The organism is Sphingobium sp. WCS2017Hpa-17 (assembly GCF_031843765.1).
Lineage (GTDB): Bacteria > Pseudomonadota > Alphaproteobacteria > Sphingomonadales > Sphingomonadaceae > Sphingobium.
Map to the genome: position 1 here is coordinate 237,268 of NZ_JAVTIV010000004.1, position 11,946 is coordinate 249,213.

The window sequence follows — 11,946 nt, forward strand, 5'->3', positions numbered from 1 at the left end:
GGACATGGATCGGCCGAGGCAGCAGCGCAAACCGCTCGTAATAATATGATAGAAATGGCCGGAGAAAGGAATAAAATGTTTCACAGCCGCGTTGCAGTCTGTAGAGGGGCCGCATCATAGTCTGAAGGATTCCGAGTCATGCCTGCCTATCGTTCCCGCACCACCACCCATGGCCGCAATATGGCGGGCGCGCGTGGCCTATGGCGCGCGACGGGCATGAAGGACGAGGACTTCGGCAAGCCGATCATCGCCATTGCCAATTCATTCACTCAGTTCGTGCCGGGCCATGTCCATTTGAAGGATCTGGGCCAGCTGGTCGCGCGGGAAATCGAGGCGGCGGGCGGCGTCGCCAAGGAATTCAACACCATCGCGGTCGATGACGGCATCGCCATGGGCCATGGCGGCATGCTCTATTCGCTGCCCAGCCGCGACCTGATCGCCGACAGCGTCGAATATATGGTCAACGCCCATTGCGCTGACGCGATCGTGTGCATCTCCAACTGCGACAAGATCACGCCCGGCATGCTGATGGCCGCGATGCGCCTCAACATCCCCGTCGTCTTCGTGTCGGGCGGGCCGATGGAAGCGGGCAAGGCGACGGTGCGCGGCAAGAAGGTCGCGCTCGACCTGGTCGATGCCATGGTCGTCGCCGCCGACGAAAATTACACGGACGAGGAAGTGCAGACGATCGAACGGTCCGCCTGCCCGACCTGCGGCAGCTGCTCTGGCATGTTCACCGCCAATTCGATGAACTGCCTGACCGAAGCATTGGGCCTGTCGCTGCCGGGCAATGGATCGACGCTGGCGACCCATAGCGATCGCGAGCGGCTGTTCCGTGAGGCCGGCCATGTCATCGTCGACATCACCAAACGCTATTATGAACAGGATGACGAGAGCGTCCTGCCGCGCAACATCGCCAATTTCGCCGCGTTCGAAAATGCGATGAGCCTGGATATCGCGATGGGCGGGTCGTCCAACACGGTGCTGCATCTGCTGGCCGCCGCGTTCGAGGGCGGCATCGACTTCACCATGGCGGATATCGACCGACTGTCGCGCCGCGTGCCATGCCTGTGCAAGGTCGCACCGGCCAAGAACGACGTCCATATGGAAGATGTCCATCGCGCCGGCGGCATCATGGCGATATTGGGCGAACTGGAGCGGGGCGGCCTGATCGACGGATCATTGCCGACCGTGCATGCCCCGACCATGTCCGCCGCGCTCGCCCGCTGGGACATTGGCCGCACCAATAGCGAAGAAGTCCGCAACTTCTACCGCGCCGCGCCCGGTGGCGTGCCGACGCAGACGGCGTTCAGCCAGTCGTCCCGTTGGGAGGAACTGGACACCGACCGTGAAAAGGGCGTGATCCGTTCGGTCGAACATGCTTTTTCCAAGGATGGCGGCATCGCCGTGCTCTCCGGCAATCTGGCGCCCGAAGGCTGCATCGTGAAGACCGCCGGCGTGGATGAGAGCATCCTCGTCTTCCACGGCACGGCGCGCGTCTATGAAAGTCAGGATGCGGCGGTCGCGGGTATCCTTGGCAATGAAGTGAAGGCGAACGACGTCGTCGTCATCCGCTATGAAGGACCCAAGGGCGGACCCGGCATGCAGGAAATGCTCTATCCGACCAGCTATCTGAAGTCGAAGGGGCTGGGCAAGGCCTGCGCACTCATCACCGACGGGCGCTTTTCGGGTGGCACGTCGGGCCTGTCGATCGGCCATGTCTCGCCCGAAGCGGCGGAAGGTGGCCTGATCGCGCTGGTCCAGACCGGCGACCCGATCGTCATCGACATTCCCGCGCGCGTCATCAAGGTCGATCTGGACGACGCCATCCTCGACGCCCGCCGCGCCGAAATGGAAGCGCGCGGGGCCAAGGCGTGGAAGCCCTTCGGCCGCAAGCGCGAAGTCTCCCCGGCCCTGCGCGCCTATGCCGCGATGACCACCAACGCCGCCAAGGGCGCGGTGCGCGACGTCAGCCAGATCGAGCGCTGATCCCCTGATCCTGCCCCCGCCCGCCTGTCAACGGACCGACGGGCGGGGCATGACTCTTCTCCTTTAGTATAACAGACCCTCGCCCCATCGCACCCTATCCTCGTCAGGGGATTGGCCGGCGGGAGAGGATCGGTGCGGGCTCTGATCAGTTTTCGGGGCCTGTTCCTGACCAGCGCAACCGCTATGGCACTGGCGCTTGTCACCCTGCTGGGCACCATAGTCTACCTGCAAGGATCGACGCAGCAATTTGCGCAGCGCGCGGACATGGCGCAAAGGCAGGCACTGCTGCTGGCGCGGATCGACGCGGAATCCGCACAGGCACTGTTCAACCCGTCAGCCCCGTCGCGGCGCGCCCTCGCCGATGCCGTGACCGCCTATTTCGCAAGCATCGATGCTGAAACCGCCATGCTGGGAGGCGAAGCATCAACGCGCGACTATCAGGCACGGGAGGCCGCCGACGCCAGGCGCCTTGCCCGGATGCTGCAATCGTCCCCGGCCGCCCTGCCGGACATCCGGGCGCTGGTCCGGCACATCGCCGCGCGGGAGAATGACGAGGCCGAGGATGCAACGGCCAGGGCGCGGCAGGCGCAGAGCGATGCGTGGCGGTTGATCCTGGTCATCATCATGGCGCTGCTCGCGCTGCCGCTGGGAATCGCCTTCATCCTGTGGCGTCATCTGGTGCGACCGCTGGAGGCCGTGGCGCAGGCGACGAAACGGGTCGCCGACGAGCATGATCGCCAGCCCCTGCCCGCCAGTGGCCTGCTGGAGATGCGGCAGTTGATCGACCATTTTGACGATATGGCGCAGGCCGTCGAACAGAAGGTCCGCTTGCGCACGGCCGAACTGGAAGCACTGAACCGACGCCTCGCCCAAACCGATCAGCGCCGACGGCTGTTCCTGTCGAAAGTCAGCCATGAATTGCGCACACCAGTCACGGTGATGCGCGGCGAGGCGGAAGTCGCCCTGCGGCTTGATGACGATGCCCCGACCCTGCGTGATGCCCTGCATCGGATATTGGACAATAATCTGTTTCTGGAACGGCGGCTCAACGATTTGCTGACATTGGCGCGAGCAGAAGACGGCGTATTGCCTCTGCGGTCCGATCCGGTGGATCTGGCCCAACTGGCGCAACAGGTCGCGCGGAACGCGGTCGGCTTTGCCACGGCCAGCGGCGTGCGACTGGAACTGGCATCGCTGGACCAGCCGATGCCGGTGATCGGCGACCCCGATCGGTTGCAACAAGCCCTGTTGGCCCTGATCGACAATGGAGTGAAGTTTTCACCGCCCGGCGGGACGATCCGGCTGAGCGGCACTCGTCGACATGGTGAAATGGGCATCGTCGTCACGGACGAAGGACCGGGCATCGCGGACAGCGAACTGGAGCGGATATTCGATCCCTATGTACAGGGCAAGGCGGGCAGGTCGCTCGGCGGCACCGGCCTTGGCCTGTCGCTGGCGCGCTGGATCGCGCAGGCCCATGCTGGAGGGATCAGCGCCTGTAACAGACAGGAGGGAGAGGGATTATGCGTGTCGCTGAGGCTGCCGGCGCGGGTCTGAGGATTCTACTGGTGGAGGATGATCCGGGTATCGGCCGGTTCGTCCATCGTGGCCTGACTGCGGAAGGCTATGCTGTGGAGTGGCAGACGCTGGGGCGCCGGGCGCAGTCACGGTTGGCATCGGGCCAATTTCATGCGGCGATCCTGGATCTGGGCTTGCCCGACGCGGATGGTGCGGACCTCTGCCGAGAGGCGCGCGCAAAGGGTAACAACCTGCCCATCTGCATGCTGACCGCCCGCGCCGAGCTGGAGGACAGGCTGGATGGCTTTCGCTGCGGCGCGGACGATTATCTGACCAAACCCTTCTCGTTCGAGGAATTGCTGGCGCGGCTGAACGTGATGATCCGGCGCAGCGTCGCCGGGTCGCAGGACCGGATCGTGCTGGACGGGCTGGTGATCGACCTGCGCAGCCGGTCGGCGCGGGTGGGGGACATGCCCCTCCCCCTCAGTCGCCGCGAGTTCGATCTGCTGCATTGTCTGGCGCGGCAGGCGGGACAGGTCGTCACCAGAGGCCAGATATTGGACGAAGTGTGGGGGCAGGATGCGGAAGTCACCGAAAATGCAGTGGACGTTTATGTCGGATACCTGCGCAAGCATCTGTCCCGCCACGAGGACGCACCCGACCTTTCGACCGTGCGCGGGGTCGGATTCCTGCTGCGGCATCGGACCAAAGCATAAGCCAGTCTGAGGCGTTTCTCATAAAGTCGTCAGGACCATCTCATAAAGCGCCGCCTACTCTTGGCTTCGACAAGCGGGAATGACCGCAGTCTGGCTTTAGGAGGATGCGATGATGGGAAGACGGGGGCGTCTGTTGGCTTGCGCCATGGCGGTGCTGGGCGCGGCACCGGTGATCGGCCAGCCGGCGGCACAGAAACATGATTTCAAGCTGCCCGGCGTGACCTGGGAAGACATATTGGCGGACGATAAAAGCAACGACAATGTGTTGATGTATGGCCTGGGCGTGAAGGCGCAGCGCTATAGCGAACTGACCCAGATCAACAGCGACAATGCGAAGAAGGTCGTGCCCAAATGGGTCTTTTCCTTCGGCGACGAACGGCAGCGGGGACAGGAAAGTCAGGCGCTGGTCTATGACGGCGTCATCTATGTCACCGGTTCCTACAGCCGCGTGTTCGCGCTGGACGTGAAGACCGGCAAGAAAATCTGGTCCTATACCGCCCGCCTGCCCGACGACATCCGCCCCTGCTGCGATGTCGTCAATCGCGGCGCGGCCATTTATGGCGACAAGATCTTCTTCGGCACGCTGGACGCGGGGATGGTCGCGCTCGATCGCAAGACCGGAAAGGTCGTGTGGAACAAGAAGTTTCAGGATCACAAGGCCGGTTATACCATGACCGGCGCACCCACGATCGTGAAGGACAAGAAGACTGGCAAGGTACTGCTGATCCACGGATCGTCGGGCGATGAATTCGGCGTGGTGGGCGAACTTTACGCCCGCGATCCCGACACTGGCGAGGAAATCTGGATGCGCCCGATGGTGGAGGGGCATCAGGGGCGCCTGAACGGCAAGCCGTCGAGCTTCACCGGCGATCCCAAGGCGCCCAGCTGGCCCAATGATAAGGACGGCAAGAAGGTCGAGGCGTGGAATCATGGCGGCGGCGCGCCATGGCAATCGGCCACCTATGATGAAAAGACCAACACCATCGTCATCGGCACCGGCAACCCCGCGCCATGGAACACTTGGAAGCGATCGCCCGGCGACAGCCTCTATACGTCGGGGCAGGTCTATATCGAGCCATCGACGGGCGAACCGGTCGGCTTCTTTCAGCATACGCCCAACGATGCGTGGGACTTTTCCGGCAACAACCCGATCGTTCTGTTCGATCTGGAAAAGGACGGCAAGACGATCCGGGCGGGCGCCCATGCCGACCGCAACGGCTATTTCTTCCTGACCGACCTCGACAAGCTGACCAAACGCGACGGGAAGATCAGCAAGCAGAAGGGCAGTGCGCTCGGCATCTACCCCTTCGTCCCCAATATCAGCTGGGCCAGCAAATGGGACGTCGCCAATGGCCGGCCGATCGAAAATCCGGGCCAGCGGCCACCACCACCCGCGCCGGGCAAGGAGAAGGGCGAAAGCATCCGCGTGACGCCCAATTTCCTGGGCGGCACCAACTGGATGCCTATGTCTTACAATCCCGGCACCGGCCTGTTCTACATCCCGTCCAACGACTGGTCGGAAGATTACTGGACCGAGAACGTCACCTATAACAAGGGTGCTGCCTATCTGGGTCAGGGCTTCCGCATCAGGAAGCAGTTCGACGATCATGTCGGCGTGCTGCGGGCCATGGACCCCAAGACCGGCAAGATCGCCTGGGAGGCCAAGGAACATCTGCCGTTATGGGGCGGGAACGTCACGACGAAGGGTAACATCGTCATTCAGGGGACCAGCGACGGCTATGTGAAGATCTTCAACGCCAAGACCGGCGAGGAACTCTGGAAATTCCAGACCGGGTCCGGCGTGGTGTCCGTGCCGATCGTCTGGGAAGAGGATGGCAAGCAATATATCGGCCTCGCCTCCGGCTATGGCGGCGCAGTGCCGCTGTGGGGCGGTGACATGGCGGACCTGACCCGCACCGTCAGTCAGGGTGGCTCCTTCTGGGTGTTCGAACTGCCCGACGCCTGAATTGTCTTGGCGCGGCGCCGACACGCCGCGCGAAGCGTCCGGGCGGACCGCGACCTCCCTCGCGCCTCCGCCCGGACACCCCCTTTTCCCGCCATGGATCGGATCGTCTCATGCGTTTCGCCTGCCTTGCCCTGCTGGCCGCGTCCATCGCCGCGCCTGCCCAAGCCCAGCAGAAAATCGTCAATGTGGAAGAGCGCCCGTCCCCATGGACCGTGAACGGCTGCACCATCGCCCCGCGTACATCCTGCGCCGGCGTGGACCTGCGCTTCGCCGATCTGGCCAATGCTGACTTGACCGGCGCGGACCTGCGACAGGCGAAGCTGGCACGCGCCGATCTGCGCCATGCGAACCTGACCGGCACCAATATGGAGGGCGCCGAACTGGACGGAGCGGACCTGTCCATGGCGTTCCTCAATGGCGCGCAACTGACAGGCGCATCGCTGCGGGGTGCCAATCTGGCGTTTGCGCGGGCGGGCCACGCCAGCTTCGACGGTGTGGATTTCACTGCTGCGACGCTGGAAAAAGCCTTGCTGAAGGGCGCCTCCTTCAAGGGCGCCAGGCTGATCCATACCGATTTGCTGGAAGCGAAATTCTACGAAGCCAATCTGGAACGCGCGACCATGGATGGGTCGCGCATCCGTTTTGCCGTATTTCAGGATGCCTGGATGAAGGATTGCGCCGGTTGCCCGACAGGCTGGCAAAGCGGGGATACCGTATGGCAGACCGAAGCCAGGGAAAGGCGACGCAACGGCGAAAAATAAGCCGGGCGTCCCGAACGGGGTCTGCGACGCTCTAATTCACCCGCCGCGCGAACCAGATATGGTGAAATTCATCCACGCTGCCGGCAAAGGCGGGCACGCGCACCTCTTCGACCGTGAACCCGGCATCTTCCAGCTTCGGGCCAAACTCCCCGGCCGGATAGGCCGACCAGATCGCCAATATGCCCCCGCATTTGAGCGCACCATGGGCCGAGCGCAGGCCCCAGTTGCAGTAGAGCCGCTCATTTTCCGGCCGGATCATGCCGTCGGGACCATTATCCACATCCAGCAGGATGGCATCGAACCGATCGGTCGAGGCATCGATCACATTATGGACATCGCTGACGTCGATGGTCAGGCGCGGATCGGACAAATGGTCGCGGAAGATATGCGCAAGCGGCCCCCTGGCCCAGGTCACGACCTTGGGCACGAGTTCGGCCACGACGATGGATGACCGCGCCGACCATGCCGCCAGCGCCGCGCCCAGCGTGAAGCCCATGCCCAGCCCGCCGATCAGCACGACGCCATCGCGATGGCCCAGCCGCGCGCAGGTCAGCGCCGCCAACGCCTCCTCCGACACATGATCGCAGCTGCCCATCAGCTCTTCCGAGCCGAACTGGATGGAGTAATCGCCATCGGACCGGAGCAGCCGCAACTGCCCGCCGCCGGGTATATCCGCTATATCGACAAGTTCTACAGGATCGGGGGAAGATGGGGTGAGGCTGCTAGCAATCTGGTCCAGAAACGATCCTTCACATGGGGTCGGAAAATGCCCTATTTACGCGCCTTGCGCGCCGCATAACGTGCGTCGCGCGCTGCCTTGCGTTCCGCGTCGGTCAGGGCAACCGGCTGGTTCGCCGCCGCCTTTTCCGCCTGTTCGCGCCGGGCGACCCTGGCCGCTTCCCGCTCGCGCAGCACCGCCTCGCGCTTTTCCTGCGCAGCCGCTTCTTTGGCGAGGCTCTTCGCCAGCCGCTCCGCCTGCTCAGCCTCGCTCAAAGGCGGCTTGGCGCGCAACTGCTCCAGCGCCTTCTTCCTCGCGTCCTGCGCCGCCGCAGTCCGATCCTGGAAACCGGGTTCCTTATATCCGCGCATATCGTCCTTCTGTACTCACTGTCCCACGCCCGACCCATTGGGTCAGCCCAGAGGCGCATAAACCAAGCCATCCCCCGGCCATCAGCCGAAAGACATTTTCGCCACGGATTTCAGGGAGTTCCTACCGGAGGAATGGTGCCGCTTACGTGACTCGAACACGTGACCCCATCATTACGAAGGCGACTGACGGTTCGCGCAAGCGATCAGGCTTTCTAACGATTTTGAGTCATATTGAAAGGCCTTTTTGCCCTTTCCCCACGCCAGACCCATTTACAGCAGAGTTATGGTTTGGGAAGTTTCCTAATGAAAGCACTTTGGTAGGAAGCGGTGAGCGATTTCGACCTGCGCCATACCCGGATACCCGGATGGCACCTAGCAGCTGGCGACGAAAATCTAGTTAGCGCTCGCGTTCAGACTGAATAGTTTGAACGATGGCGAGCATCCTTTCCAACTCGGCTTCAAGCTCAATCAACTCAATGTCGATGGAAATCCGGTCATGGCCCGTAAGACGCAGCAGGAGAACCATCACCGGCGGACAATTTGCCGCCAGTCCTAACAAGTGAGCGCTGCTGGGGCTTTTCCGTCCATTCAGCCATGCCCGCGCAGTATGGTCGGTGACGCCTGTCCAAGCCATGATCGTCTTAGACGCTCGTCGGCTCCCGCCCAGTTCCTGCTGGAGCGCCTCTGCAATCATCTCCGCAAATTCCGCATCGGAAAGCGAAAACGGTAATTTGGGAACCCGAGTTCCGCTTTTAGGAACCATGGTACCGTGCCTTTTGCACTAAGTGAATTATTGCAGCGGCCTGGACCGCAGAGTCTTTTTGGACCGGCAATGGTTACGGAGTGGATACCATCAGGGGCGTCAGAAGTCCCATCCGTCGCTCAAAAGGGCCGGGCAGCCGAATACGTGCGCATGGCGGCGGTGCCCCAGCAATTTGCAATCAACACTCAGGCCGAAGCTATCCGGCGCTACGCTGATGAACACGGCTACGAGATCGTTAGAACATATGCCGACCATGGGATAGGCGGCCTAAGCCATCGCGGCCGGCGAGGGCTCCAACAACTTCTGGATGATGTGGAAAGCGACCGGGCTAACTTTAGCGTTCTGCTGATTTACGACGTAAGCCGGTGGGGCCGATTTCAGGGCCTTGACGAAGCCATAGCTTATGAACGCCGATGCGCACGCGCGGCCGTAGCCGTTCACTACTGCTGCGAACAGTTCGAAGGTGACGGCAGCATCGGCTCCTTCACCATCAAGGCGATCAAGCGCGTACTTCCGGCTTGTGATGCAGAGCCGCCTTGGAGCCGGTGATGGTGATAAATTGGACACTGACGGGCACATCAGAACCCGCTCCCACCGTTCCGAAGGTTCGCGCGGCCGAATATGTGCGCATGTCGACCGAGCATCAGCAATATTCGACGGATAATCAGGCTGAGGCCATACGGCGCTATGCTGACAAGCGTGGCTATGAGATTGTGCGGACCTACGCCGACGAGGGCAAAAGCGGCCTCAATCTGGGCGGTCGGCTGGCCCTCCAACGATTGTTGGAAGATGTAGAGAACGGGCGGGCCGACTACAGCGCCTTGCTCGTATATGATGTTAGCCGATGGGGACGGTTCCAAGACCCCGACGAAGCTGCCACATATGAGCTTCGATGCCGACGAGCTGGCGTCCAGGTTCACTACTGCGGCGAGCAATTCGAGAACGACGGCAGCATAGGCTCTTCGATCATAAAGACCGTGAAACGGGCGATGGCGGGCGAGTACAGCCGCGAGCTGTCGGTCAAGGTGTTCGCGGGTCAAGCCAATCTGATCCGCCTAGGATACCGCCAAGGCGGGATAGCCGGGTTCGGCTTAAGGCGAATGCTGGTCGATCAGTCTGGAACTTCAAAGGGATTACTTGATCACGGCGAACACAAGAGCATCGCAACTGACCGGGTCGTCCTCGTGCCGGGACCGGCTACCGAACTCGAGGTTGTTCGGGAGGTCTATGAGCTCTTTGTGTTACAAGGTATGTCCGAAATTCAAATTGCAGAGGTTCTGAACAGCAAGGGGATTAGGACCGATCTGGGTCGCACCTGGAGTCGAGGTTCAGTACATCAGCTCCTCATCAACGAAAAATATATTGGCAACAACGTATGGGGTCGAACATCCTTTAAACTCAAATCAACGCATGTTCAAAATGCCCCAGAGGATTGGATAAGGGCTGATGGTGCGTTCACGCGGATTGTGCCCATCGAGTTATTCGAGGGCGCGCGAAAGATCATTGCGAGCCGTGCTGATCGGCTAACCGATAAACGAATGCTCGAACTTCTATCAGATATTTTATCTAGCCACGGATACTTGTCAGGCTTGATAATTGATGAGGTTGATGGCTGCCCCTCTAGTAGTTCTTTTCGGCACCGATTCGGCAGCTTGTTGCGAGCATATACGCTGGTGGGCTTCTCTCCTGATCGTGACTACCGGTACCTAGAAATCAACCGCAAACTAAGATCGCTTTATCCTCATGTCGTCGAAACGGTGCGCGAAGGGATCGGCAAAGCTGGTGGATTCTCATTTCAGGATCCGAATACCGACCTGTTAACCGTCAATCACGAGTTTACTGCCTCCATCATCATTGTGCGCTGCCTGCAGACTTCAGCTGGGTCCCTACGCTGGAAACTTCGACTGGATACCTGCCTTAAACCCGACATCACCGTTGCGGTTAGGATGGACAGTGCCAATGATCAGGCACACGACTATTATTTGCTACCACGGCTGGACATGCACGAAGCCGTGTTGCGGTTAGCGGAATATAACGGCTTGTCGTTGGACGCTTACCGCTTTGCAACGTTGGATACGTTTTATAGCATGACTGCCCGCGCAAGCCTTGGACGGGCAGCATGAGTTCGGCCCTCCCATCGCAGCGGATCGAAATGATCCCAATTGATAAGGTTACGGTTGTTAACCCGCGCGCACGCAACAAACACAGCTTTAAGGCGATCGTCGACAATATTTCCAAGCTTGGTCTCAAAAAGCCGATCACTGTTTCGCGACGCATCGAAGCTGACGGACCATTCTACGATTTGGTGTGCGGCCAGGGCCGCCTGGAAGCGTATCAAGCGCTAGGCCAGCACGAAATACCTGCACTTGTCGTTACCGCTGATCCAGAAGACTGCCTGATCGCCAGCCTTGTGGAGAATTGCGCCCGGCGTCAGCATCGCGCGGTCGACCTTTTGCAAGATATTTGCGGGATGCAGTCGCGCGGACATAGCCTGTCGCAAATCGCTCAAAAGACCGGCCTAACAATGGTGTATGTTCAAGGCGTCGCCCGCCTAATAGAGAAGGGTGAACAACGATTGCTGCAGTCTGTTGAGGCGGGCACCATTCCCATAAGTGTAGCGGTGGAAATCGCTGAAGCGGAAGACCACGAGGTTCAGACAGCCTTGTCTAGTGCATACGAACGTGGCTTGCTCAAGGGACGAAAGCTACTAGCCGTTCGCAAGCTCATTGAATCAAGACAGCGCCATGGGAAAGGCGTCAAGAGTCGCCGCGAAAAAAATCGCGTGCCAATGACTGCTGAAGCCTTGGTCAAAGCGTATCAAGAGGACACAGATCGTAAGCGCGCTATGATAAGGCGTACAGATTCAACAAGAAATCGCCTTATATTTATCGCGGAAGCCATGCGTCGGCTCATTACAGATGAACAATTTTTAGGCATTCTCGAAGATGAAGGCCTCTCCACAATGCCGGACAACATTGCCAAACGGCTTAAAACTCCGGACGCTAATCCATGAATTCTAGAGCGGATTTCGACCGTTATGAATCGGCAAGGGTTTCCAAGAGCGTGATTTTATGATTCAGAATCCCTGTTGGTGGAGGAGGCCAGCATGGATGGGTCAGCCTTTGTCTATGGATTTGCGCTCGC

11 protein-coding genes are annotated in these 11,946 nt (G+C 60.4%); 8 read left to right on the plus strand and 3 right to left on the minus strand.

What is annotated here, in order from left to right:
- Positions 1-138: 138 nt before the first annotated feature.
- From ilvD to RQH62_RS09860, 5 genes are all read left to right on the plus strand, one after another.
- Positions 139-1,989: a dihydroxy-acid dehydratase gene (ilvD, locus tag RQH62_RS09840; RefSeq protein ID WP_311268576.1), complete on the plus strand. Its 1,851-nt coding sequence runs from the start codon at positions 139-141 to the stop codon at positions 1,987-1,989.
- Between the two features lie 132 nt (positions 1,990-2,121).
- Positions 2,122-3,546, plus strand: coding sequence for a HAMP domain-containing sensor histidine kinase (locus RQH62_RS09845; RefSeq protein ID WP_311268577.1), 1,425 nt, complete (start codon positions 2,122-2,124; stop codon positions 3,544-3,546).
- Complete coding sequence (locus RQH62_RS09850) at positions 3,513-4,223, plus strand: response regulator transcription factor (RefSeq protein WP_311268578.1); 711 nt, start codon at positions 3,513-3,515, stop codon at positions 4,221-4,223. Before RQH62_RS09845 ends, RQH62_RS09850 begins: the two co-directional genes overlap by 34 nt.
- Before the next feature lie 109 nt (positions 4,224-4,332).
- Entirely contained in the window at positions 4,333-6,189 is a 1,857-nt protein-coding gene (locus RQH62_RS09855; RefSeq protein ID WP_311268580.1) for a PQQ-dependent methanol/ethanol family dehydrogenase, read from the plus strand.
- A gap of 110 nt (positions 6,190-6,299) precedes the next feature.
- On the plus strand, positions 6,300-6,950 hold the full coding sequence (locus tag RQH62_RS09860; protein WP_311268581.1) for a pentapeptide repeat-containing protein: 651 nt from the start codon (positions 6,300-6,302) through the stop codon (positions 6,948-6,950).
- Between the two features lie 31 nt (positions 6,951-6,981).
- Here RQH62_RS09860 and RQH62_RS09865 read toward each other — a convergent pair whose 3' ends face one another.
- The 3 genes from RQH62_RS09865 to RQH62_RS09875 all read right to left on the minus strand — a co-directional run bounded on the left by RQH62_RS09865 (position 6,982) and on the right by RQH62_RS09875 (position 8,802).
- A complete protein-coding gene (locus tag RQH62_RS09865; protein WP_311268582.1) occupies positions 6,982-7,602 on the minus strand; it encodes a spermidine synthase in 621 nt (206 codons plus the stop codon).
- A gap of 119 nt (positions 7,603-7,721) precedes the next feature.
- The gene (locus RQH62_RS09870) at positions 7,722-8,039 is read right to left on the minus strand and encodes a DUF6481 family protein (protein ID WP_311268583.1); all 318 of its coding nucleotides are present in this window, start codon (positions 8,037-8,039) and stop codon (positions 7,722-7,724) included.
- A 397-nt stretch (positions 8,040-8,436) separates the two neighbouring features.
- Entirely contained in the window at positions 8,437-8,802 is a 366-nt protein-coding gene (locus tag RQH62_RS09875; protein ID WP_311268584.1) for a hypothetical protein, read from the minus strand.
- 69 nt (positions 8,803-8,871) lie between these two features.
- Between RQH62_RS09875 and RQH62_RS09880 the strand changes: the two genes are divergently transcribed.
- Genes RQH62_RS09880 through RQH62_RS09890 form a run of 3 tightly spaced genes read left to right on the plus strand, consistent with a single transcriptional unit; the run spans position 8,872 to position 11,815 of the window.
- Positions 8,872-9,351 carry a recombinase family protein gene (locus tag RQH62_RS09880; RefSeq protein WP_311268585.1) on the plus strand — a complete coding sequence of 160 codons (480 nt, stop codon included), beginning with the start codon at positions 8,872-8,874 and terminating at the stop codon, positions 9,349-9,351.
- Positions 9,351-10,925: a recombinase family protein gene (locus tag RQH62_RS09885; protein ID WP_311268586.1), complete on the plus strand. Its 1,575-nt coding sequence runs from the start codon at positions 9,351-9,353 to the stop codon at positions 10,923-10,925. Before RQH62_RS09880 ends, RQH62_RS09885 begins: the two co-directional genes overlap by 1 nt.
- Positions 10,922-11,815, plus strand: a complete 894-nt coding sequence (locus RQH62_RS09890; RefSeq protein WP_311268587.1) for a plasmid partitioning protein RepB C-terminal domain-containing protein — start codon at positions 10,922-10,924, stop codon at positions 11,813-11,815. Before RQH62_RS09885 ends, RQH62_RS09890 begins: the two co-directional genes overlap by 4 nt.
- The last annotated feature ends 131 nt before the right edge of the window (positions 11,816-11,946 follow it).

Coding starts and splice junctions, on each gene's coding strand:
- RQH62_RS09855 (WP_311268580.1), top strand. CDS start 4,333: ATGATGGGAAGACGGGGGCGTCTGTTGGCTTGCGCCATGGCGGTGCTG.
- RQH62_RS09880 (WP_311268585.1), top strand. CDS start 8,872: ATGGTTACGGAGTGGATACCATCAGGGGCGTCAGAAGTCCCATCCGTC.
- RQH62_RS09890 (WP_311268587.1), top strand. CDS start 10,922: ATGAGTTCGGCCCTCCCATCGCAGCGGATCGAAATGATCCCAATTGAT.
- ilvD (WP_311268576.1), top strand. CDS start 139: ATGCCTGCCTATCGTTCCCGCACCACCACCCATGGCCGCAATATGGCG.
- RQH62_RS09860 (WP_311268581.1), top strand. CDS start 6,300: ATGCGTTTCGCCTGCCTTGCCCTGCTGGCCGCGTCCATCGCCGCGCCT.
- RQH62_RS09850 (WP_311268578.1), top strand. CDS start 3,513: ATGCGTGTCGCTGAGGCTGCCGGCGCGGGTCTGAGGATTCTACTGGTG.
- RQH62_RS09875 (WP_311268584.1), bottom strand. CDS start 8,802: ATGGTTCCTAAAAGCGGAACTCGGGTTCCCAAATTACCGTTTTCGCTT.
- RQH62_RS09885 (WP_311268586.1), top strand. CDS start 9,351: ATGGTGATAAATTGGACACTGACGGGCACATCAGAACCCGCTCCCACC.
- RQH62_RS09870 (WP_311268583.1), bottom strand. CDS start 8,039: ATGCGCGGATATAAGGAACCCGGTTTCCAGGATCGGACTGCGGCGGCG.